Consider the following 21,977-nt stretch of genomic DNA (forward strand, 5'->3'; position numbering starts at 1 on the left):
TCGTCAAAGTTTCCGAATTATCTCTACAGGCTAAGGCTTTCGCCAAACTGGCTAGAGTTCAAGTTCGAGAGGTGGCTGCGCCGGAAGTGGTGCCGGTGTTCCGTAAAGAACACGCCGTTGCTCGTGCGCAATGGCATCCGCTTCCTGTGTCAGTCCGTACCGGTCACATGCAAGGTTCCAAGATCCAGCTTGGCCCGACAATGTGAAGAAATTATAGGCGGCTGGAGGTTTATGTCCACCCGGCCCCTGCGAGGCTGACGCAATGCCGACAACCGGCACGCTGCCTGCCTGCGTCTTCAAATGGTACAGTGTGTTGAGATGCGTGTGGCCATGAAGGACAAGCTCCGCGCCGCCGGTGGAGATTGCCGCATTGAAACGGCGTATACCTAACATACGTTTGTGGGAGGCGGCCGCGCCGCGAATGGGCGGATGGTGGATCATCACAACACGAAACAGACCTTCTTCTCCTGCCCTGCGCAGGAGATTGACCGTTTCGCGGGCCTGCCGACTGCTGAACAGGCCGCTGGCGGAAAAGGGCAGGGTCGCATTGGAGGTGGAACAGCCGATAATGGCAATCGGTCCGCGGCGGCGATAGGTCGGGAAAATGTGTTCCTCGTCTGACCAGTCATTCGGGTCGTTGTCCGCCGCGATAAACGGGTACCATTCGCGCACCGAACGATCATGAGCGCCCGGCACATAGGCATCGTGATTGCCAGGCACTACGGTCGTTTCGAGCGGATCGCCGATGCTGCGCAGCCATTCGCCCGCTAGCCGGATCTCGATGGAGGTTGCGAGATTGACAAGATCGCCGGTGATCATCAGATGGTCCGGCTGTTTCGTGCGGATATCGCTCAACAGGAGATCCAATGTATTCACAAGCAGATGCTTGCGCCTGTTGCGGTGCCAGTTGATAAAGCCGGTGATGCGTTTCGAGGCCAGTTCGCGCACTGTCAGGCGAGGAAGCGGGCCGAGGTGAACATCTGAAATGTGCGCGAAGGTGTACATTGCTCGAGACATAGAGCTTGCAGGCCAAGGGGGCAACCCGCATGAGCAATGAAGGAATACAGGAAATCAGCGGATTTCGGACGAGGGTTATCGTTGCGGTCCTGCATCGGCTGTTTGCCTTCACGCGCGGCATGACGCTTGGGGTTCGCGCCGCCTGTTTCGATGAGCAAGGCCGCATCTTTCTGGTTCGCCATACCTATGTTCCGGGCTGGTATCTTCCGGGCGGAGGCGTCGAACATGGTGAAACCGTAGCCATTGCGCTTGCGAAGGAACTGCGCGAAGAAGGCAACCTCGAGATTAATGGCGAGCCGCATCTCTTCCAGGTCTATCAGAACAGTCGCGCCAGCAAACGCGACCACGTGATTCTCTACCGGGTAAATGTGCGGCAGACGGCGCCACGAGCGCCTGACCGGGAAATTGCCGAGAGCGGGTTCTTTTCTCTCGACCAACTGCCCGTGGATGTCACCGCCGCGACGTTGCGGCGGCTGGGAGAGCTTTCAGGCGAGAGGCCAAAGCAGGAGATCTGGTAGGGTCAGAGGCGATCACGCTCGTGCGGCGCGTCTAGATCGAGTTGTGGTCCAACCGGCACCACACCTGTTGGATTGATGGTCTTGTGACTTCGATAATAGTGGTGCTTGATGTGTCGAAGGTTGACCGTCAGCCTGATGCCGGGGTGCTGATACAGATCCCGTAAATATCCCGAGAGTGCTGGATAATCAGCGGTACGGCGAATATTGCATTTTAAGTGGCCGACATAGACCGGATCGAACCGCACAAGGGTCGTGAAAAGGCGCCAGTCCGCTTCCGTCAACCGGCTGCCGAAGAGATAGCGCTGGCTTCTCAGGCGGCGGTCGAGCTCATCCAGCATGGTGAACAGCGCGGTGACATTCTCCTCATAGGCAGCCTGCGTCGTCGCAAATCCAGCCTTGTAGACGCCGTTGTTGACCGCATCGTAGATGTGGGCGTTCAGCGCATCAATCTCTGTTCTCAGCGATGATGGATAGAAGTCGAGCGTCGAGCCGGTCAGTGCATCAAAGGCCGAATTGAACATGCGGATGATTTCCGCCGATTCGTTAGAGACGATCGTCTCGTTCTTTTTGTCCCAGAGAACCGGCACCGTCACGCGGCCTGAATAGGTAGAATGCGCGCGCACATACACCTGCCAGAGTGCCTGACTGCCGAACAGATGATCCGGCGTTGCATCCGGATCATCCTCCGGTTCGAATTCCCATCCATTGTCGAGCATCAAAGGGCTGACGACGGAGACGCTGATCATGTCTTCCAGTTTTTTCAGGGTTCGAAAAATCAGCGTGCGGTGCGCCCAAGGGCAGGCGAGTGACACATAGAGATGATAGCGACCCGCTTCTGCCTTGAAGCCGCCTTGACCGGACGGACCCGCAGAGCCATCCGGCGTGATCCAGTTGCGAAAGCGGGAGGCATCGCGCTTGAAATGCCCGCCCGTCGACTTCGTATCATACCAGACGTTCTGCCACTGGCCTTCGACAAGCATTCCCATGCGTTTAATCTCCTCGCTGTCGTCGTTGCAACGATACAAGTCCTCGAATGAAAAGCGAGTTCCGCAATGAAGACAGTGTGTTTTCGATAGACGACTATAAATTTTACTGTTATTGCGATCTTCTAAGTGAGGAAATCGATAATGGCCCAGACCCTGACACTTCGACGACGTTGATTGAACTGCCGGACGCCCCCTTGGCGTCGTTCACAATGCCGTTGTTTTGTCTTATCTGGTCTGGCTGCTCATGAACAAGCACGATCTCGTCTACCTCACTGAAGATTGTTCCCACGATGAAATCATCGAGTTGATCAATGCCGAGGCCTTTGGTCCCGGTCGCTTCACCAAGTCATCGCAGCGTATTCGCGAACAGGGCCCGCATGACCGGTCGCTCTCCTTCATCTGCGCCGATGACGGCGAGACGATTGCCTCTGTGCGGATGACCGCAGTCAAGGCAGGCGGGGTTGACGGGCATCTGCTGGGGCCGCTTGCCGTGCGGCCATCGCACAAGAACCGGGGTATCGGGCGTGAACTGGTTCGCATCGCAATCGAGGCCGCACGGCGCAAGGGCTCCGAGGCCGTTATTCTTGTCGGCGACGCTCCCTATTACATGCCGCTCGGGTTCGAGCGTGTCGCCTACAACGCGCTGACTTTTCCGGGACCGACCGATCCGGCGCGCATTCTGGTCGTGCCACTTGGCGAAAATGTTCATGCCCGTCTGAAAGGCGAAATTGCTTGGCAGGATTGGCAACCGGTGGCTCTGGCTCTCGCCGCGGAATAAGCTTCTCAGAAAACCTTGTTCAGCCAAGTGATGAATTGGCCGCCGGACATCGGGCCGTTCTTGCCGATGATCCTGTAGCCGTATTTCAGATAGGTCTGGAGCGCATCCGGGTTCATGGTGTCGAGGTAGGCCCCGACACAGCCACGTGCCCGTGCCTCGTTTTCCGCCATGCTCAAGAGTCGGCCAGCAAGGCCATGGCCGCGATTTTCATCCGGTATGAAGAGCAACTGAACATAGAGCCAGTCGCGCGCCGTCCAGCCGATCAATCCGCCCGTGATCTCTCCAGCCTCTGAACGGAGGTAGATGCCAAGGTCGCGTTTGCTGCTCTCGCCGAACCGCGCATTGTTGTACGCGACCAGAGGCCCTCGAATCGCCTCTTCCATATCCGGCGTCACGACGTCGGAAACAACCAGATCAAATGCCATTTATCGTCCTTCGCGCCACCACATGGCAGAAATTGCTAGAAGAAGCGCTGCCAGTCCTGCAAAACCGGCGAAAAGCGGTGTCGAATCGATACCCTTCAGCACGGTTTCATCTGTCATGCGGATGACCATCCGGTTCGGATCATTGATCCTGACCTCGCCACGCACAGGCAGGAGATCGGGGATCGTCACGCCGTCGCCATTGGCCAGGCGGCTGATCAAACCCCGCGTTTTCTGGGCATAGGGTGCAAGTACATCGCCGGTGGAAATCATGGCCTGGAATTCGGGCGCATCGACATTGCCGATATGAACCAGCGTCGAGAGGTCGCCATTGCGTATTTCGAACAGGCCGGTTTCATCCATCCGCTTCTCGATCCGGTAGAGACCCGGACCTGCCGCCGTGAAGGCGACTGTCTCTGTCTTGCCGGACGGATAGCGAATGGTCGCCGGACCCGGATCGTCGCCGATGGTCTGGCGTGTCGCCTCCAGGGTTCGGCCGACGGCGCGCGCAGTCAGCGCTTCCTCTTCAAGTTCCGGCTCTTTCATCAGCCAGTGCGCGATGCGCCGGTAGAGCGCCACATGCGGGCCGCCGCCCTCGAAACCTCGGGCCCATAACCAGCCCTGATCGGACAACAGCGTTGCTATGCGTCCTTCGCCCTTTCGGTTCAGGACGAGGAGCGGGCGGCTGCCGTCGCCCAGCATCACTGTCTGGCCCTGCGGCGGATCCACATCCACCGTGCGGAACCAGCGTCCCCAGGCCGGCGGCTCTGCGGCTGCGCCATCGAGTCCACGCGTCACAGGGTGCTTCTTGCCTTCATCCGAAAGGCGCGGGAAGAACGGAGCATTGTGGACGCTGCCGCTCGGCAGGGCAGGCAGAACCGTAGAGAGCGGTGTGAGCGCAATTGACGAATCACCGGCATATTCCGGGCCTGCTGCCACCAGCAGGGCGCCACCCTTTTCAACATATTGTGCGATGTAATCGTAATAGAGCATCGGCAGGATGGGGGTCGTGCCGAGGTTCTGGTAGCGGTCGAGGATGATCAGGTCGAAATCATTGATCTTCTCGATGAACAATTCGCGTGTCGGAAAGGCGATCAGCGATAACTCGTTGATCGGCGTGCCATCCTGCTTGAAGCTTGGCCGAAGAATGGTGAAATGCACCAGATCGACGGAAGCATCCGATTTGAGCAGGTTACGCCATGCGCGCTCACCGGCATGCGGTTCGCCTGATACCAGGAGAACGCGCAGGTTCTGGCGAATGCCATCAATGACATGGACGGCGCGATTGTTGGCGGCGCTCACCTCTCCGGCCACTTCCGGAACGGAGAACTCCATGATGTTGTTGCCACCACGCGGCACATTGAAGCGGAAGGGGATTGGAACGCCCGGATTTGCCTGCAGGTTGCCAATCACTTCGCCATTCATGCGAACCGTAACGGATGCAGCCCCGCCCGGTGCCGGACCTTCATCCACCACGCGCAGGGTCATTTCCTGCTCTTCCCCTACAATGCCGAAGCGCGGCGCCTTTACGACCTGGACGCGCCGATCATATTCGCCAGCACGCCCGGTGATCAGTCCATGGATCGGCGCGGTAAAGCCGAGATCCTGATTGGTTCCGGGCAGATCATGCACCTGTCCGTCCGTCAGGAAGATCGCGCCGCCCACCCGCGCAGGCGGAACATCCGCGGTTGCTGCGTTGAGTGAGGACCACAGACGGGTCGAGGGTGTGTCGGTATCCTCATCCTTCACTTCAACGATGCGTGGCTCGATGCGGGGAAAGCGTGAAAGACGGTCGGTAAGTGCCTGTAATGCCTGATCGGTCTGTCGGGTACGCTCGGCCGTTTGCTGGCTCTGGGAGCGGTCCACAATCACAGGCACGATGGTTGACAGTGGCTCGCGGTCTTCCTGCGTCAGGGTTGGATTGGTCAGCGACAGGAGAAGAACAGCAAGCGCGACGGCGCGAAGCGTTGCACCCCGCATGCCGCGCCAAATCGAAAGCACGACCAGCACCAGTGCGAAAACGCCAAGAATGGCGAGAACAGACCAGGGCAGAAAGGGTTCGAATTCAATATTCATCCCGATATCCTACTGGCCAAGCCGCTGCAGCAGATCCGGCACATGGACCTGATCCGCCTTGTAGTTGCCGGTCAGCATGTACATCATGATGTTCACGCCGGTTCGATAGGCATATTCGCGCTGCATTTCGTCCGAGGGAACGGTTGGCAGCAGCGGGATGCCGTTTGCATCGATCGCCCAGGCACCCGCCAGATCGTTGGCCGTAATCAGGATCGGACTGACGCCATCCCCGGACGCGGCGAGCGGACGATCCGGATTGCGCGCTTCCTGGCGAGCCTGCACCCACATGGGGCTTCCGCTGTAGCGACCCGGAAAATTGGACAGGAGATAAAAGGCGCGCGTCAGGATGTGGTCGGCGGGCGCTGGTTCCAATGCCGGAATATCGACGTTGGCCAGAATGTCCTGCAGCCGCTGGCCATTGGCTGAGGTCGAGCTGCCATCGAACGACGAGATCTGGTCGCGGGTATCGAACAGAACCGTGCCGCCGTTTCGCATATAGGCATCGATCCGCGAAATTGTTGCCGCGCTGGGCATAGGCGCTGTTGCGGAGATCGGCCAATAGATCATCGGGTAGAAGGCCAGTTCATCCTTTGAAATGTCCAGGCCAACCGGCGCTCCGGGTTCGAGAGCTGTGCGGAATGTCAGGAACTGGGTGAGACCTTCGAGGCCCGCTTCCGAGATACGGTCTACTTCCGGCTCGCCGGTGATGACATAGGCAAGGTGGGTCGTATCCAGCCGCTCCAGCGCCTGTTCGTCACCGGGCCGCGCATCTGCTGCATGGGCGGGCGGAGCGGGCAGGGCAAAGGGCAGAGCAATCAAGGCTGCCAGGACAGCCGCGATCCGGCCACGCCTTGCAGCTCTGGAAAAGGCACCATTCATGACAAGGACAATCAGCGTATCGAGAAGTAGGAGTATCAGCGCAAACGTGAAAAGCGCAGGCCTCAGCGACACGGTTTCGCGGCCAATGAGACCCTCACGGGCAACGGTCATGCCTTCGGCAGACATGTTGACGGGTTCGAGTTTGGCTGTTGGTGGCAGGAGGTTGACCGCGCTGAAACCGTCCTCATTGCCGTAAAGCCCTGGCGGATGATCGAAGGATGCGGATGTAACCTTACCCGGTGCCGTCGTCAGCGGTTTTGCCGAGCCGATCTCAGTTGTCAGAACGCCTTCAGCATTCAGCAGCCGATAGGGCGGCAGGGCCACGGCAGCCTCTCCGCCCTGCGAAGCGGTTTGCGCTCCACCGGCACGGGCAACCTGCATCAGGCGGCGCAGCATTTCAACGAAGGATCCCGACAGAGGCAGGTCTGACCATGTTGCCTCCGCACTCACGTGGAAAAGCACGATGCGACCGGCATTCACCTCACGGGTCGTCACCAGCGGCGTTCCATCGGCAAGGCTTGCCCAGGTGCGCTCCGCCAGATCCGGCGAGGGTTCGGCAAGCACCTGACGGTTGACGGTTACGTCTCCCGCGCGTGGCATGCCGGCAAAGGGCCCGATCGCTGGAAAATCAGCAAGCGGCTGCGGTTCCGCCCAGGAAAGAGCGCCACCCAGCGCCCGCTCGCCGCGGCGCAGATTGACAGGCACCAGCGGATCGTCTGCCGGTGCCGCTGCGAGACGCGGACCGGCGAAACGAATCAACACGCCACCGCGCGACAGCCAGCGTTGCAGCGGCTCGTAGGTTTCCGCAGGCAAGCGGCCAATATCTGCCATGATGATGGCGGATGGATTGGTGTTCAGAACCTCCGGCAGCGATGCCGTCAGATCCGAGCTCTTGGGCTCAATGATGTCCGCATAGGGCTGCAAGGCGCGACTGATATAATAAAGCGGCTGAAGAAGCGGCTGCACTTCATTGCTGCTATCGCCGGAGAGAAGGGCAACACGGCGACGCTTGAAGCCATCATCCAGAAGATGGGTCGATCCTGCGGTAGCAAGGCCATCGATTGCAAGCCGTGCGAAGTCGTTGCGCAATTCGAATGGCGCTGCAATTTCAGCCGTGGCCGTTGAAGCGCCTGCCGCGAAGTTCAAGGGTGCGGTTGCGAGTGAACGACCCTGCTGATCGAGTGCGTTGACGGTGAGGCTGCGGGCACTATCGCGCGACAGGCGCTCGACGGTCACTTTCATGGCCCCCGAATCGTTCGCAGCCTGCGTCAGCGCCACCGCGTTTGATCCTTCACCGGTGATCAGGCGCACATCTGCCGCCGACAGACTGGAGAGGTCTGCCACCATGTCCGCGTCTTCAGCAGTTGCAATGCCGTCGCTCAGATAGGCGACAGTGCCGGGACGCGAGCCGTTGAAGGCTTCGACAAGGGCATCTGCCGCGCGTTCTCTCATGGGCGGAAGTGGTTTGGGTTGCGCTGCGGCCAGCTTCTCACGGGCAGCGGCGGCACTGGCAGGGACCGCGTCATGCGTTGCATCCGCCGTGAACACGATGGAAACCGGCAGGTTGGCCTGCTCCGCATCATCAATCAACATTGCAGCCGTTTCCACGCGACGCTGCCAGTCGGCGGTCGTGGACCAGCTGTTGTCGACGATCAGAGCAAGTGGCCCCCCATTGTTCAAGGAGCCGGTCCGCGGGTTCAGAATGGGGTTTGCAATGGCGAAGATCAGTGCGGCTGCCATCAGCATTCGCAGAAGCGTCAACCACCAAGGACTCTGGGCGGGGGTTTCCTCTCGCTTCAGAACCTTGGCGAGAATGGCCAGCGGCGGAAACACTTCCGACCGCGGCTTAGGCGGTGTCAGGCGCAGCAACCACCAGATGGCAGGCAGCACCACAAGCGCGATGAGGATGAATGGGCTTGCGAAGGCGAGGGCTCCCATCAGCGTCCTCCTGCCAGGCGCGGCGGATTGCCGGACAGATGACCGTGAACGGCCACCAGCGCCTCTGACGCCAGATGGTCCGTGCGATGGAAGACAAAATTCCAGCCCATCCGGCGCAGCGACTGACCAAGATTTTCACGGCGCGCGAGATAGGCGCGCTGATAGTCGTCCCGCAGCGTTTCGGCTCGACCGGACGTCAGCTTTTCACCCGTTTCCGGATCGGTGAATTCCGTGCGGCCAGCATAAGGGAAAATCTCTTCCGCCGGATCAGCGACCTCTATCACGTGGCCGCGTAGGCTGCGCTTGGCGAGAGGCGAGAGGCGTTCCATGATCTTGTCCGCATCGTCCAGAAAGTCACCGATGAGAACGATGTCGCTGGCGCCGCGGATCATGTTCGTTCGTGGAAGGCCTTCGGTCGGCGGCGCATGCATGATGGCGGTTGCCAGCCTTTCGGCGGCGTTGCGGGCGGAAACCGGCTCCATCACGCCCGGGCAGCCGATGCGTTCGCCCGACCGTGCCAGAATTTCAGCCAGCGCCAGCATCAGAACCAGGGCGCGGCTTTCCTTGGACACCATGCCATAGGTAGACTTGTACATCATCGAAGGGGACATGTCGGCCCAGAGCCAGACCGTGTGGGCAGCCTCCCATTCGCGGTCGCGCACATAGGCATGATCGTCACGGGCAGACCGTCGCCAGTCAATGCGGGAGAGGTTTTCACCATCGGTATAGGGGCGGAACTGCCAGAAATTTTCGCCAACGCCGCGCTTGCGGCGACCATGCCAGCCGGAGATCACCGTATTGGCAATCCGCTTCGCCTCCACCATGCAATCCGGCACGAGTGCTGCCCGCTGGCGGGCGCGCGCAAGAACTTCACTGCCGGGTGTCTGGGAAACGATCTGGCCTATGGATGCCACGCCTGCTCCTTTGAACGATGACGCATGTTACAGGATCGCCACTCAGGCATTCGATTGCTTGACGAGGCCGCTGATGACATCGCGCACCGACATGCCCTCGGCACGCGCAGCAAATGTCAGGGCCATGCGGTGCTGGAGAACAGGTTCGGCAAGAGCGTGCACATCATCGATGGAGGGGGCGAGCCTGCCTTCGTAAAGCGCACGCGCGCGCGCGCACAGCATCAGTGCCTGACCGGCTCGCGGACCCGGCCCCCAGGCCACATGACGATCGGTCATCGTATTACCCTGACCGGGACGGGCCGAGCGCACGAGGGACAGGATCGCATCCACCACCTTGTCGCTTACCGGCATCTGGCGAATGAGCTTCTGGATTTCCTGGAGGCGCGATGCCTCGATGACCTTTGTTGCCCGTGCCTCGGCAATGCCGGTGGTATCGAGCAGGATCTGACGTTCGGCGGCGAGATCTGGGTAGAGAACATCCACCTGAAGGAGGAAACGGTCGAGCTGCGCTTCCGGCAGCGGGTAGGTGCCTTCCTGTTCCAGCGGGTTCTGTGTTGCCAGTACGTGGAACGGCGAGGGCAAATCATAGCGCTGGCCAGCCACAGTGATGTGATATTCCTGCATGGATTGCAGGAGTGCCGACTGGGTGCGCGGGCTGGCACGGTTGATTTCGTCCGCCATCAGAAGCTGCGCGAAGACCGGACCCTTGACGAAACGGAAAGAGCGGCGGCCGTTCTCGTCCTGATCCATCACTTCGGTGCCGAGGATATCCGAGGGCATCAAGTCCGGCGTGAACTGGATGCGGTTGGCATCTAGCCCCAGTACCGTACCAAGCGTCGTAACGAGCTTCGTCTTGGCAAGGCCCGGCACGCCAACGAGAAGGGCGTGACCACCGGAGAGGACTGCAACAAGGGTGTTTTCGACAACGTGCTCCTGGCCGAAGATGACCTTGGAGACTTCCGATCGAACCGTCGAGATGTCGGCGAGCGCCTGCTCGGCGGCAGCGACGATCGCCTTTTCGTCCAGCGGAGTTTCGGTGGAAGTCATGACGCCCATTTTCGGTCTCCATCTGGCTCTTCTGACCCGGCATCAGGCCGGGCGAACGAATCGTCTCGATCAAGTGTAGAATTCGCCCTTTTCAACTTATTCCCGCGATAGCGGCTGACAAGGACGTTGTGAATGACTATCTCGTGACAGAGCACTGCATTAACAGCAAGCGTGAATGAAATTATGGCAGACGAGACAATAAGAGCGGCAGGCGACGCTGCGGGACTGGCAGCCATGATCGCACGCGCTGCCGATCAGACCGGCAATCGTGAACGAGGATTACCGCCTGTCGAGCGTTGGAACCCGCCTTTTTGCGGTGATCTGGATATGGAAATTCGTGCCGATGGTACCTGGTTCTATCTCGGTACCCCGATCGGCAGACCGGCCCTGGTGCGCCTGTTTTCCACGGTTTTGCGCCAGGATGAGGACGGTAAGACCTATCTCGTCACACCTGTGGAAAAAGTCGGCATCCGCGTGGAGGATGCGCCGTTTCTGGCCGTGGAGATGAATGTGGCCGACAAGGCAGGATTGCCGGTCATCACGTTTCGCACAAATGTGGGTGACCTCGTCTCTGTCGATGCCAAGCATCCCCTCCGCTTCGAGATCCTCGGTGAAAAGCGGCAGCTGAAGCCCTATGTTCTGGTTCGGGGGCGGCTGGAGGCGCTTGTTTCGCGTGCCGTGATGTATGATCTGGTGGAACGCGGCGAGACCGTCGAGATCGGTGGCAGAGAGATGTTCGCGCTACGATCCGGCGCGTGTCTTTTTCCGGTGATGCCCGCGGATGAACTGGATGCATTGAGCCAATGAGCGAGCTGCTGCTGAACCCAGCCTTCTACTCCGCTGCCGAGTTCCGGCGCCGCGCCCTCAACCAGTCGGGCAGCCCACTTGACCTCGCATCCGCCGAGCATGGGGACCACATACTCAACCCTGCGATCATTGCGGAGGTTTCTGCCCGCAAGCTGAAGGATGCGGCAGTGCTGATACCAGTTGTCGATGACGCCGACGGCGCGAAGATCATTTTCACGAAACGTACCGCGACATTGCGCAAGCATTCGGGACAGATTGCCTTTCCGGGCGGTGCTGTTGATCCAGAGGATGGCTCCGTTGAAAGGGCAGCCGTGCGGGAGGCGGAGGAAGAAATCGGTCTCGATCCACGCTTTGTTCAGCCGGTGGGGCGATTGCCGGATTATTTTGCGGCTACAGGCTTCCGCATCACGCCTGTGCTGTCAGTGGTTGAACGCGGTTTTCAGCTTCAGTTGAACCCGACAGAGGTGGAACATGTATTCGAGGTGCCCTTGTCCTTCCTGATGGACCCCGCCAATCATCAGCGTGACAGCCGCGATTTCAACGGTACAACCCATTATTTCTACCGAATGCCCTATGGCGAATGGAACATCTGGGGCATTACCGCAGGCATTCTGCGCACGCTTTATGAAAGGCTTTATGCATGACGGTGAACCTTGCTCATGAGGCCTGGCTGCAGGATGCGGCTGTCCAGCGGGTGTTTGCCTTGTTGAACACTGATGGCGGCGAGGGAAGAGTGGTGGGCGGCGCGGTGCGCAATGCCCTGATGGGCGCACCGATCAGTGATGTCGATTTCGCCACGACCAATCTTCCGCAGGTGGTGATGGAACGGGCGGCTGCGGCTGGCATCAAGGCAGTGCCGACCGGCATCGACCACGGAACCGTGACCCTGGTGATCGATGGACGGGGCTTCGAGGTCACAACGCTTCGGCAGGACGTGGACACTGACGGGCGGCGCGCAAAGGTGAACTTCGGCACTGACTGGCAGGCGGATGCAGAGCGGCGAGACTTTACCATCAATGCGCTCTATGCGACAGCCGATGGGGAGGTCGTCGATCTCGTCAACGGTCTGCCGGATATCGAGACAAAGACGCTGCGCTTCATTGGAGATGCGCATCAGCGGATTGCCGAGGATTACCTGCGCGTCCTGCGGTTCTTCCGGTTCTTCGCCTATTACGGATCGGGAAGACCGGATGCCGATGGCCTGCGCGCCAGCGCACGGGCCAAAGACAAGCTGGACAGTCTGTCTGCCGAGCGTGTGTGGTCTGAACTGCGAAAGCTGCTGGCAGCGCCTGATCCTTCGCGCGCCCTGTTGTGGATGCGCACCTCCGGCGTGCTGACAGCGGTGCTGCCTGAAACGGAAAAATGGGGCATCGACGCGATCCATGGTCTGGTTGCGACCGAGACCGCTCTGAAATGGCAGCCGGATCCCATGCTACGGTTGGCGGCGATCATCCCGCCGGACGGCGAGCGTATTCGCGTGATGGCGGACAGGCTGCGCCTGTCACGCGCGGAGGCGGAGGCTCTTCAATCATTTGCCGCAGCGCCCTCAATCACACCTGATATGGCGGGTGCCGCCCTCGATCGCGCGCTTTATCGGCAGGGCGTGACCGGGATCATCATGCGGCTGCGGCTGGCGCTGGCTAGTGCAAGGGCCAAGGCTGTTGATGACAATGACGAAATGCTGAAGGCGGCCAAGCTTGACAGCCTGTTGAAGCGGGCAATCGCTTTCGTGAAGCCGCAATTTCCAGTTAGCGGTGCGGATCTTGTTAACCTGGGGCTGACGCCGGGTCCGAAATTCGGAAAGGTGCTGGGGCAACTCGAGGCCGAGTGGGTCGATCGCAATTTTGTCGACGACCGGGCAGCATTGACCACCCGGCTGGCTGCAATCATTGAGCAGGCTGACTGACGGCTGTCAGCCAGCGGGTTGTGCAGACTCGGCACGTTCGTCGCGGATACGCTCCTTGATGTGCTCGACCATGGTTTCGCGAATAACGGTTTCGCCATGGGTCGTGCGCATGTGGTCAACAGCTCGGCGCACAATTTCTGCGTCCTGATCCGCGCGTGTATGCCAATCACAACCGGGAACTAGTGTCCCGCATTCAAACTGTCTCATGATGTATCTCCCGTTTTCAACGCTCGGAGACGCGCTCCTCAACGTGTCTCCGAGGTCTAAACGGGCGGGGAGCCTGCCGGTTCCTATAGGCTATGCTTAGTCCGAAAGCGCCCAGGCGTGGAAAACGGAGGGGTGAGCTGAGCCCGCCCGACGCTGTGGTTCCGACGATCCGGGGATGTTTTCATTCGCCTGCGATGCGAGTTGCCGGCGAACCTGCGCGACATAAAACGCATGGGGCAGGTCTGTGTCACTGCGAGCTCTAAGCTCCGCAGCCAATCGATCAACCAGTTCGGGAGTTGCCAGCAAACGAGGGGTCTCTGTCTGCCTAGGGGTATTCGGGGGAACTGCTACGCTGCCTGACGCGACCATGATGATCCTCCTCCAGTGTAGTGACACAATTAGGATGATATGGATCTCTAGTTTGTCAATGGACTTTGCAGTCACACCGCCTCACGGGCGCGTCAGGGCCATTTCACCAAGGGGGGCAGGGACGACAGGATGGACTCGACGTTACCGCCGGTCTTCAGGCCGAAAATCGTTCCGCGGTCGTAGAGGAGATTGAACTCCACATACCGTCCGCGGCGAACCAGTTGCTCATCGCGGTCCTGCTCGGTCCATTCCGTGTTGAAGTTCTTGCGGACAAGCTGTGGATAAATATCACGAAATGCCTTTCCAACATCCTGTGTGAAGGCGAAGTTTGCCTCCCAACCGCCAGCCTCCTCGCGGGGATAGAGCCAATCAAAGAAGATGCCGCCGATCCCGCGTGCCTCGTTGCGATGCTTGAGGAAGAAATACTCGTCGCACCATAATTTTAACTTCTCGTAATCCGCAACGTGTGCATGTCTGCGACAGGGTTCTTCCATTGCGCGATGGAAAGCCTGCGAATCAGCATCGTCCTGCGTCCGGCGCCGGTCGAGCACGGGGGTCAGATCCGCGCCGCCGCCGAACCAGAGCCCAGAGGTGACGACCATGCGTGTGTTCATATGCACGGCAGGAACATTCGGGTTCACCGGGTGCGCGATGAGCGAGATGCCGGATGCCCAGAAACGCGCATCCTCGGATGCGCCCGGCATCTGCTTGCGGAACTCCTCGGAGAACTCGCCGTGCACAGTGGACGTATGGACGCCAACCTTTTCGAAGACGCGACCTTCCATCATCGACATGCGACCACCGCCACCGGCGCCGCCTTCGCGTAGCCAGTCCTTCGGTCGGAAGCGACCTGGAGCGCGATCCGCCAACGGGCCGGACAGTTCGTCTTCGAGGGCCTCGAACGATGCACAGATTTCATCCCTCAGATGCTCGAACCAGCGACGTGCCCGCAGTTTCTTGTCCTCGATGTCGTCGGGCAGGCCGATCGGAATCTGCGGTCGTTCCATTTTGTCCTCCAAATCCGCTGATGCGCGCATAATGAATTGGAGGGGTTCTAAACAGGCAATCGCTCGGACGCAATCACAACGGATGTCGCAGATGATTCGACTCGCTTTATCGCTTTCTGCTATTATCTGACTGTCAGAGGTAAGAGCGCATGGCGAAATTCACATCACCGCCGCTCGACGGCTTGAAACGACGGATCGACCGACACCGGCAGTCACAGAGTGAAGCCGGTCAGAGCCATTTCGTGCGGGAAACCTTCCGTCTTTCCAGACCGGAAGCGCGCCAGAAGGCACGTGAGTGGTTCGATGCCTTCCCAAAGGCTGCCTACTGGACAGAGGTTGAAAGCTGGCGTCAGCTTGACGGCGACGAGATTGAATTCACGATGCGGCGGCTGCCCAGTGCTGATTGATTGTGCTTGAGATGGATGCTTCCCAAGAAGGGATCCTTAGTTAAAGCTTTAGATATTTCCGAAACGGAACCCAAAAACATTCTTCGCTAAAAGGTGCACTGAACCGGTCATGTGTAGCCGTTTCTGATCAGCGGAGTTTTGATGTCGAGTATCCTCACTGACTTGACCCGTTTACCGATTTCCGGGCGGACCGAGGCGACGCGCGCACAGCCTGTGAGGTCAGAGCGGGCCGCGCCAGCAGGCTGGGTCGCGGAAACGGCAGGTAGTGAATCCTACTGGTCCATCGCAACGACGATGAAGTCCAGCAGCATTTCTCTTTCCAGCGTTGAGGATGCGCAGGCTCTGTCTGCGGCGTTGACCGACAAGGCCTCCGTCGCGCTTGATGCCGCGACCGAGGTCATGTCCGACATTCAGTCGAAGCTCTATCTCGCAAAGACCCCCGGCGTCGATAAAGACGGTGTAAACTCAGCCCTTTCCGACTTGAAGGAACGGCTGGTGGACATCACCCAAGCGGGGTCTTTCCAAGGCCAGAACTGGCTTCAAAGCGAAGCAGGTAAGGTGCCCAAAGTCCAGTCGATGGTCGGCTCCGTCAGCTCTGATCGTAATGGAGATGTGGCGATAAACATCATCGATTTCGATACGGCGAAAACCACCCTCGTTGCTAGGGAGGATGCGAGCGACGGACTGCTGACGCGATCCTATTCCGGCATCACAAGATCAGGTGCGCCTTATGATTATCACCTGCTCGAAGCAGGCGCCCAGATAGCAGTTTCTCCATCGTCCCGGGAAATAGCGGTGTCGCGCTCGGTGGGGAATGATGAGATAGAAGGCATGCTTTCCGCTGTTGGCAGCATGATGCGCGGCCTGACGGACGCTTCCGTTGACGTAAATGCCGCGGGCGCTCGTGTCGGCGGCGCATCGGCGACAGTTGCGCGGATCATGGAGAATGTCGGCGGCGATGTCCGAGGTTTGATCGACACCGGCATGGAGCAAGATGCTGCAAGGCTTGCTGCCCTGTCAGTTCAATCGAGGCTTCGTGAAACAGGTCTCAATATTACCAATGTAACCATGGCGGCTACGCTTCGCGCCCTGCAATAGATTTTTGTGTTTGAACCTGCCTTCGGTATGCCCCTTGTCCCTAGTAATGTCGAGGGAGGTGGTTCGAGAGAAGGGGCCGGTAGAACGTTCTACCGGCCCCTTCAGCTTATTCTTTCCATTGATCGCGCGTTGATCGCCGTACGACTACTTGCCCCGCCGGAAGCCGCGCTTCGGCTTATAGGGAAGGGGTGCCGCCACGGGTTTTTCCTCAGCCTCATCGACTGCAGGGATGGGAGCCGTTGTTGCGAGAAGGGTTTCCCGTGTTATGTCCGTATCGGTGGCAACAGGGCTCGGCTCATACGTCGTATCCGCTTGCTCAGCTCCTGTATTGTCTACGGGCGTACTCGCCGCGTTCTCGGTAGACATGCTTGTTGTCGATTCCGCAGTTTCCGGCTGAGCCGATGGTTTATCTGTTTCAACCCCGATTACAGTGGGAACGATCTCGGCGCCCGGAACCCGGGCAAGCACTTCTTCCAGGACCGCGGTGACGGGAATATGGTTCGGCAGTTCCGTGTTCGTATGATGCATTGCTTGCGGGACGATGTGGGCGGATGACACGGACTTCCGTGAATTGAGTTCGCCGAACCAATCCCATTCGCCCATGATGTCGATAGCATTCCTGAACGGGAGCGGCATGGCGATGCGGGCGCTGATCGTCACGATCGTGAGCGCTTCAGCTAATCGCCGCGCATGTCCTTCTTCATTGTCCGCTAGATCGCTTAGCGCTTCCGCTAGAACCAGGTTGCCTTTCGAATGGCCGACGATGAGCTTCAGCGATAGACGGGGATCGACAAGTAGAGCCCGTACGGTCTGTGTGTCCAGGCTGCCCTGGCAAAGCTTGTCTGTGCTAAGACGCGTTGCGACCCCGAATTGCGGACGTCCGAAGAATTCATCCAGTCGTTCGAAAGCGTGGCGCACTGAGTTCATGTAGCCGAACAGGAAACTTCCGCCCATGGCTTCCGTGACCGCATCTGCAATGCCATAACCCGAAATGACAACGGCTACCGGTTTTCCTGTCGCATCTGCGATATTGCGGCCAAGCGCCGCGGAACCGAGAGCAGAGCTGCCAACACCGGCAATCGCCAGTGTCTCGATCTTTGCTCCGCCCGCCAGAAAGAAATCATCCACGGTATCGCAAAGCCGTAGTGGCTCTGCGCCCGTCGGTGGCACGATGAGGATCGCGCCCTCTGCCGCGAGACAACTACTGATGTAGAATGCTTCTTCTGCCGACACACATTTGACATCATAGAACAGGGTGTCGAGCGTGGCATTGCGGCGGCGAAGATGTTCCAGAGAAAGATTGCGCAAAGGCGAGTGCTGGAAACGCTCCGGCATGCTGAGAGTACGGGCAATCTGCGTGATGTTATGCGTAAATGCTGAAGGGAACATCGACGTGTCTCCGGTTTCGGTGTTCGTTCGTAAATTATGTTCGTGACACTGGTGCGGCAAGACGCTCACGCCCACATACGCCACCACAATTGTGCGCTGCACACAGAGTGTGTCATAATCCTTCGCGTTCGCCAATACTACCTGTAGCTGCTTTTTACCGCCAGGCGATTTGCCGCAGAGCCTCGCCGGTAATCATGGCTGCGGACATGGCCACATTGATGGATCGCTGTCCTTCGACCATGGGTATGATAATCCGCGCGTCGGCCGTATCGTGAACATCATCCGGCACGCCCGCGCTTTCCCTGCCGAAGAGCAGTATGTCGTTTTCAGCATAGACAAAATCGGTGTAGCGCTCGGCAGCCTTTGTCGATGCCAGCACAAGCCTGCGGCCTTCGCTCAGCCGCCACGCGTCGAACCGCTGCCAGTTGACGTGACGCGTCATGGTGACGCTTGCGAGATAATCCATGCCGGCTCTTTTCAGGTTCTTGTCTGACAGCACAAAGCCGGCGGGCTCGATGATGTCGACGCCGATGCCCATGCAGGCTGCGAGGCGGAGGATGGTGCCGGTGTTGCCGGGAATATCCGGCTGATAGAGCGCGATACGCAGGGCTGTGGTCATGCGGGGTCACCAAGTCAGGGATAGAAGACGTATTGGGGTTTGCCTCATCCACAGGGCCTGTCACGCGACATTCACACGATCGCTGACTTTCAAGGGCACTCCGAGATTGCGGCTTTCCAATTTTTCCCGGAGGTGCTACACGCTTCGCATCCTGAGCGCTAGACAACCAGCACACCAGACAAGGAGGCCCTACATGGATATGACCGTGCGTATGCGCCTTCTCCGGCCCAATCTTGTGGCAATGGTGTGAGCGCTTAACGGTTCTCGCCAAACTTCCCTTTCATTTCGTCTCGTGGCCGCATCATGGCCTCGCCAATTGAATTCTGCATTTGCCTCACCATGTCCCGCACCAAGTGCACGGGACGGCGGCAATGCGTTCCGATCGACGGAGCCTTACATCATGTTTTCCTGGTTCGAAAAACGTGTGAACCCTTATCCAGCGGGTGAACCCGCATTGCCTCCGAAGGGCCTGCTGGCGTTTTGCTGGTATTACACCAAGCCGGTCTGGCCCTGGCTTTTGCTGCTTGGCATCTGCTCCATGGGCATCGCCGTCCTGGAAGTGTTTCTCTACCAGTTCCTCGGCAATATCGTGGATTGGTTGAGCAATGCCGACCGCGCGACTTTCCTCGCCAACGAAGGATGGCGTTTGGCTGGCATGGCGGCGCTTCTGCTGCTGGCTTTGCCTGCCTTTGGCATCGTGCATACGCTGACCATGCACCAGGTGCTGGCCGGCAACTTCCCCATGATTGCGCGCTGGCAGATGCACCGCTTCCTGCTGCGTCACTCCATGACCTTCTTTGCCAACGAATTTGCCGGTCGCGTGTCCACGAAGGTCATGCAGACGGCGCTTGCCGTGCGCGAGGGCACGATCAAGATCATCGACGTCTTCGTCTACGCCATTAGCTTCTTCGTCTCCATGCTTGCGCTGGTCGCGACAGTGGACTGGCGCCTGGGCGTGCCGCTGGTTGTGTGGATTGTCATATACGGGCTGATCCTGCGCTTCTTCATTCCGCGGCTGCGGAAGAGTTCCAGCGAGCAGGCGGATGCGCGCTCCATGATGACGGGCCGGATCGTGGATAGCTACACCAACATTGCCACGGTGAAGCTCTTCTCCCATGCCGGACGTGAGGAGACCTATGCGCGAGAAGGCATGGATGAGTTCCTGGGCACGGTTCATCGCCAGATGCGGCAGATTTCTCTGCTCAACATGGCGGTCGATGTTAACAACGCGCTTGTTCAGTTCTCCGTTGCCGCGCTCGGCATCTGGTTCTGGTTGCAGGGCAATGTCTCGGTTGGCGCCATTGCTGTTGCCATTGGCCTTTCTATGCGCATCAACGGCATGTCGCAATGGATCATGTGGGAAGTGGCGGCGCTGTTTGAGAGTATCGGCACGATCTATGACGGCATGGGCATGATGACCAAGCCGCATGACATCGTTGACAAGCCTGCGGCCAAGGCGCTCACTGTCCCGAAGGGGGAAATCGTCTACGATGGCGTCCGTTTCCACTACGGCAAGAAGAAGGGCGTGATCGAAGACTTTTCGCTGACGATTCAGGCAGGTGAAAAAGTCGGCCTTGTCGGTCGCTCCGGTGCCGGCAAGACAACGCTGATGAACCTGCTGCTGCGGTTCTACGATGTCGAAAAGGGCCAGATCCTGATCGACGGGCAGGATATCTCGCAGGTCCAGCAGGACAGTCTGCGGGCAAAAATCGGCGTGGTGACGCAGGACACTTCTCTGCTTCATCGATCGATCCGCGACAACATTGCCTATGGCCGTCCCGAGGCGACCGATGAGGACGTTATCGAGGCCGCAAAGCGGGCCAATGCCTGGGAATTCATCCAGACGCTCGTCGACCAGCAGGGCAGGACGGGCTTGAGCGCCCATGTGGGCGAGCGAGGTGTCAAGCTCTCCGGTGGCCAGCGCCAGCGTATCGCGATTGCGCGCGTGTTCCTCAAGGATGCGCCCATTCTCATTCTGGACGAGGCGACCTCCGCGCTCGATTCCGAAGTGGAAGCGGCCATTCAGGAAAGTCTGTTCAAGCTGATCGAGGACAAGACGGTGATTGCAATCGCACACCGGCTCTCCACGCTGACCCAGATGGATCGCCTGATCGTTCTGGATCAGGGTCGGATCATCGAGCAGGGAACGCATACCCAACTGGTGGGCCGCGGCGGAGTCTATGCCGATCTGTGGAACCGCCAGTCCGGCGGCTTCCTCGGCGATGAGGATACCGAAGAAGAGACCGAGGCGGCCGAATAGGTCGCCTCAATCGAAGCGAGAAATTCAAAGCGCTTCTCATCCTCTGATCGCTGCATCCTATCTGGTGCGGCGATATCTTGACGCAGATCGTCCAATTTCCCTGTATGAGGACGTGTTCAAACTTGAAAGTTACAATCAAATAAATCTATAGAGCCTCACGCCTGTGGAGCCGCAGGTCTCGTTGAAGGAGATTTATCGATGAAGTCAGTCAGCCGCTTGTCCACGCTGTTTGCCATTGCGCTTGCAGGCACCGGTTTTGCGGGCATTGTCCATGCTGCGGATGGCGAAGGCATCGTCGTCTACAATGCCCAGCACGAGAGTCTCGGTCGCGAGTGGATCGAAGCCTTTACCAAGGCAACCGGCATCAAGGTAACCATGCGCCAGGGTGGCGACATGCAGTTCGCCAATCAGTTGATCCAGGAAGGTGCGGCGTCTCCGGCGGATGTGTTCCTGACCGAGAATTCTCCCGCCATGACGCTGGTCGATGGGGCTGGTCTCTTCGCGCCGGTGGATGCTGCCACGCTCGCCCAGGTTCCGGAACAGTTCCGTCCTGCCAATGGAAACTGGACGGGTATTGCCGGCCGCTCCACCGTCTTTGCCTATGACAAGACGAAGCTGACGGAAGACAAGCTGCCGAAGTCCATGCTGGATCTCGCCGATCCGGCGTGGAAGGGACGCTGGGGTGCATCTCCCGCCGGTGCCGATTTCCAGGCGATCGTCGGCGCTCTTCTTGCAACGAAGGGCGAGCAGGCAACCGCGCAGTGGCTGAAGGCAATGAAAGAGAATTCCGTTGCCTACAAGGGCAACAGCGTTGCCATAAAGGCCGTCAACGCGCACGAAGTCGAAGGTGCGGTCATCTATCACTATTACTGGTTCGGTGATCAGGCCAAGACCGGCGAGAACAGCAAGAATGTCGGCCTGCACTACTTCCGCAATCAGGATCCGGGCGCGTTCCTGAGCGTTTCCGGTGGTGGTGTTCTGAAATCCAGCAAGCATCAGAAGGAAGCGCAGGAATTCCTGAAGTTCGTAACCGGTCAGGGCGGACAGGATATTCTGAAGAACGGCACCTCCTTCGAATACGCCATCAACGGCGATGCCAATGCCAAGCTGGTGCCGATCAAGGACCTTCAGGCGCCCAAGGTGGACGCCTCCAAGCTGGACAGCAAGAAGGTTGTCGAACTCATGACGGCGGCGGGTATTCTCTGATCGGCTTCAAGCCTGTTGAGTTCTGACCGACAAACTTCTAATCAGATTAAGCGACCGTGGCCGCAAGGCCCGGTCGTTTTGGCATTTCCCCCGCTGTTTTGAGAGCGTGGCCTGAACGGAGCGAGCG

The 21,977-nt window shown here is 59.0% G+C and carries 20 protein-coding genes; 9 read left to right on the forward strand and 11 right to left on the reverse strand.

Annotation, left to right across the window (positions count from 1 at the left end; all coding sequences use genetic code 11):
- Positions 1–51 precede the first annotated feature (51 nt).
- A complete protein-coding gene (locus MUU53_RS16410; RefSeq protein WP_247261882.1) occupies positions 52–1,005 on the reverse strand; it encodes a metallophosphoesterase family protein in 954 nt (317 codons plus the stop codon).
- A gap of 41 nt (positions 1,006–1,046) precedes the next feature.
- Here MUU53_RS16410 and MUU53_RS16415 point away from each other — a divergent pair, with 41 nt between their 5' ends.
- The gene (locus MUU53_RS16415) at positions 1,047–1,535 is read left to right on the forward strand and encodes an NUDIX domain-containing protein (protein WP_247261859.1); all 489 of its coding nucleotides are present in this window, start codon (positions 1,047–1,049) and stop codon (positions 1,533–1,535) included.
- 2 nt (positions 1,536–1,537) lie between these two features.
- Here MUU53_RS16415 and MUU53_RS16420 read toward each other — a convergent pair whose 3' ends face one another.
- Entirely contained in the window at positions 1,538–2,521 is a 984-nt protein-coding gene (locus MUU53_RS16420) for a glutathione S-transferase family protein (protein ID WP_247261860.1), read from the reverse strand.
- A 244-nt stretch (positions 2,522–2,765) separates the two neighbouring features.
- Between MUU53_RS16420 and MUU53_RS16425 the strand changes: the two genes are divergently transcribed.
- On the forward strand, positions 2,766–3,299 hold the full coding sequence (locus tag MUU53_RS16425; protein WP_247261861.1) for a GNAT family N-acetyltransferase: 534 nt from the start codon (positions 2,766–2,768) through the stop codon (positions 3,297–3,299).
- 5 nt (positions 3,300–3,304) lie between these two features.
- Here MUU53_RS16425 and MUU53_RS16430 read toward each other — a convergent pair whose 3' ends face one another.
- Genes MUU53_RS16430 through MUU53_RS16450 form a run of 5 tightly spaced genes read right to left on the reverse strand, consistent with a single transcriptional unit; the run spans position 3,305 to position 10,584 of the window.
- A complete protein-coding gene (locus MUU53_RS16430) occupies positions 3,305–3,724 on the reverse strand; it encodes a GNAT family N-acetyltransferase (RefSeq protein WP_247261862.1) in 420 nt (139 codons plus the stop codon).
- Positions 3,725–5,797, reverse strand: coding sequence for a hypothetical protein (locus tag MUU53_RS16435; protein WP_247261863.1), 2,073 nt, complete (start codon positions 5,795–5,797; stop codon positions 3,725–3,727).
- 9 nt (positions 5,798–5,806) lie between these two features.
- Entirely contained in the window at positions 5,807–8,614 is a 2,808-nt protein-coding gene (locus MUU53_RS16440) for a DUF4159 domain-containing protein (protein WP_247261864.1), read from the reverse strand.
- On the reverse strand, positions 8,614–9,528 hold the full coding sequence (locus tag MUU53_RS16445) for a DUF58 domain-containing protein (protein WP_247261865.1): 915 nt from the start codon (positions 9,526–9,528) through the stop codon (positions 8,614–8,616). The genes MUU53_RS16440 and MUU53_RS16445 overlap by 1 nt, the downstream gene beginning before the upstream one ends.
- A 42-nt stretch (positions 9,529–9,570) precedes the next feature.
- Positions 9,571–10,584, reverse strand: coding sequence for an AAA family ATPase (locus MUU53_RS16450; RefSeq protein WP_062553974.1), 1,014 nt, complete (start codon positions 10,582–10,584; stop codon positions 9,571–9,573).
- Between the two features lie 174 nt (positions 10,585–10,758).
- On the opposite strand from MUU53_RS16450, the gene MUU53_RS16455 reads away from it, so the two are divergent.
- The 3 genes from MUU53_RS16455 to MUU53_RS16465 are packed head-to-tail and all read left to right on the forward strand — an operon-like array spanning position 10,759 to position 13,288.
- Entirely contained in the window at positions 10,759–11,382 is a 624-nt protein-coding gene (locus tag MUU53_RS16455) for a DUF1285 domain-containing protein (RefSeq protein WP_247261866.1), read from the forward strand.
- A complete protein-coding gene (locus MUU53_RS16460; protein ID WP_247261867.1) occupies positions 11,379–12,026 on the forward strand; it encodes a CoA pyrophosphatase in 648 nt (215 codons plus the stop codon). The genes MUU53_RS16455 and MUU53_RS16460 overlap by 4 nt, the downstream gene beginning before the upstream one ends.
- Entirely contained in the window at positions 12,023–13,288 is a 1,266-nt protein-coding gene (locus tag MUU53_RS16465) for a CCA tRNA nucleotidyltransferase (RefSeq protein ID WP_247261868.1), read from the forward strand. The genes MUU53_RS16460 and MUU53_RS16465 overlap by 4 nt, the downstream gene beginning before the upstream one ends.
- Positions 13,289–13,294: 6 nt before the next feature.
- Here the strand turns inward: MUU53_RS16465 and MUU53_RS16470 are convergent, their stop codons facing one another.
- Positions 13,295–13,495 carry a DUF1059 domain-containing protein gene (locus tag MUU53_RS16470; protein WP_247261869.1) on the reverse strand — a complete coding sequence of 67 codons (201 nt, stop codon included), beginning with the start codon at positions 13,493–13,495 and terminating at the stop codon, positions 13,295–13,297.
- 461 nt (positions 13,496–13,956) lie between these two features.
- Complete coding sequence (gene hemF / locus MUU53_RS16475) at positions 13,957–14,871, reverse strand: oxygen-dependent coproporphyrinogen oxidase (protein ID WP_247261870.1); 915 nt, start codon at positions 14,869–14,871, stop codon at positions 13,957–13,959.
- A 149-nt stretch (positions 14,872–15,020) separates the two neighbouring features.
- On the opposite strand from hemF, the gene MUU53_RS16480 reads away from it, so the two are divergent.
- Both MUU53_RS16480 and MUU53_RS16485 read left to right on the forward strand, forming a co-directional pair.
- Complete coding sequence (locus tag MUU53_RS16480) at positions 15,021–15,278, forward strand: hypothetical protein (RefSeq protein WP_247261871.1); 258 nt, start codon at positions 15,021–15,023, stop codon at positions 15,276–15,278.
- 141 nt (positions 15,279–15,419) lie between these two features.
- The gene (locus MUU53_RS16485; RefSeq protein WP_247261872.1) at positions 15,420–16,376 is read left to right on the forward strand and encodes a flagellin N-terminal helical domain-containing protein; all 957 of its coding nucleotides are present in this window, start codon (positions 15,420–15,422) and stop codon (positions 16,374–16,376) included.
- Between the two features lie 144 nt (positions 16,377–16,520).
- Here MUU53_RS16485 and MUU53_RS16490 read toward each other — a convergent pair whose 3' ends face one another.
- Positions 16,521–17,765, reverse strand: coding sequence for a hypothetical protein (locus tag MUU53_RS16490; RefSeq protein ID WP_247261873.1), 1,245 nt, complete (start codon positions 17,763–17,765; stop codon positions 16,521–16,523).
- A gap of 154 nt (positions 17,766–17,919) precedes the next feature.
- Complete coding sequence (locus MUU53_RS16495; RefSeq protein ID WP_247261874.1) at positions 17,920–18,384, reverse strand: tRNA (cytidine(34)-2'-O)-methyltransferase; 465 nt, start codon at positions 18,382–18,384, stop codon at positions 17,920–17,922.
- Positions 18,385–18,784: 400 nt separating this feature from the next.
- Between MUU53_RS16495 and MUU53_RS16500 the strand changes: the two genes are divergently transcribed.
- The gene (locus MUU53_RS16500; protein WP_247261875.1) at positions 18,785–20,644 is read left to right on the forward strand and encodes an ABC transporter ATP-binding protein; all 1,860 of its coding nucleotides are present in this window, start codon (positions 18,785–18,787) and stop codon (positions 20,642–20,644) included.
- Between the two features lie 198 nt (positions 20,645–20,842).
- Entirely contained in the window at positions 20,843–21,850 is a 1,008-nt protein-coding gene (locus MUU53_RS16505) for an iron ABC transporter substrate-binding protein (protein ID WP_247261876.1), read from the forward strand.
- The last annotated feature ends 127 nt before the right edge of the window (positions 21,851–21,977 follow it).

The organism is Affinirhizobium lemnae (genome assembly GCF_022968395.1).
Lineage (GTDB): Bacteria > Pseudomonadota > Alphaproteobacteria > Rhizobiales > Rhizobiaceae > Neorhizobium > Neorhizobium lemnae.

Coding starts and splice junctions, on each gene's coding strand:
- MUU53_RS16470 (WP_247261869.1), bottom strand. CDS start 13,495: ATGAGACAGTTTGAATGCGGGACACTAGTTCCCGGTTGTGATTGGCAT.
- hemF (WP_247261870.1), bottom strand. CDS start 14,871: ATGGAACGACCGCAGATTCCGATCGGCCTGCCCGACGACATCGAGGAC.
- MUU53_RS16485 (WP_247261872.1), top strand. CDS start 15,420: ATGTCGAGTATCCTCACTGACTTGACCCGTTTACCGATTTCCGGGCGG.
- MUU53_RS16460 (WP_247261867.1), top strand. CDS start 11,379: ATGAGCGAGCTGCTGCTGAACCCAGCCTTCTACTCCGCTGCCGAGTTC.
- MUU53_RS16435 (WP_247261863.1), bottom strand. CDS start 5,797: ATGAATATTGAATTCGAACCCTTTCTGCCCTGGTCTGTTCTCGCCATT.
- MUU53_RS16425 (WP_247261861.1), top strand. CDS start 2,766: ATGAACAAGCACGATCTCGTCTACCTCACTGAAGATTGTTCCCACGAT.
- MUU53_RS16440 (WP_247261864.1), bottom strand. CDS start 8,614: ATGGGAGCCCTCGCCTTCGCAAGCCCATTCATCCTCATCGCGCTTGTG.
- MUU53_RS16415 (WP_247261859.1), top strand. CDS start 1,047: ATGAGCAATGAAGGAATACAGGAAATCAGCGGATTTCGGACGAGGGTT.
- MUU53_RS16455 (WP_247261866.1), top strand. CDS start 10,759: ATGGCAGACGAGACAATAAGAGCGGCAGGCGACGCTGCGGGACTGGCA.
- MUU53_RS16495 (WP_247261874.1), bottom strand. CDS start 18,384: ATGACCACAGCCCTGCGTATCGCGCTCTATCAGCCGGATATTCCCGGC.
- MUU53_RS16410 (WP_247261882.1), bottom strand. CDS start 1,005: ATGTACACCTTCGCGCACATTTCAGATGTTCACCTCGGCCCGCTTCCT.
- MUU53_RS16490 (WP_247261873.1), bottom strand. CDS start 17,765: ATGTTCCCTTCAGCATTTACGCATAACATCACGCAGATTGCCCGTACT.
- MUU53_RS16505 (WP_247261876.1), top strand. CDS start 20,843: ATGAAGTCAGTCAGCCGCTTGTCCACGCTGTTTGCCATTGCGCTTGCA.
- MUU53_RS16450 (WP_062553974.1), bottom strand. CDS start 10,584: ATGGGCGTCATGACTTCCACCGAAACTCCGCTGGACGAAAAGGCGATC.
- MUU53_RS16500 (WP_247261875.1), top strand. CDS start 18,785: ATGTTTTCCTGGTTCGAAAAACGTGTGAACCCTTATCCAGCGGGTGAA.
- MUU53_RS16420 (WP_247261860.1), bottom strand. CDS start 2,521: ATGGGAATGCTTGTCGAAGGCCAGTGGCAGAACGTCTGGTATGATACG.
- MUU53_RS16430 (WP_247261862.1), bottom strand. CDS start 3,724: ATGGCATTTGATCTGGTTGTTTCCGACGTCGTGACGCCGGATATGGAA.
- MUU53_RS16465 (WP_247261868.1), top strand. CDS start 12,023: ATGACGGTGAACCTTGCTCATGAGGCCTGGCTGCAGGATGCGGCTGTC.
- MUU53_RS16480 (WP_247261871.1), top strand. CDS start 15,021: ATGGCGAAATTCACATCACCGCCGCTCGACGGCTTGAAACGACGGATC.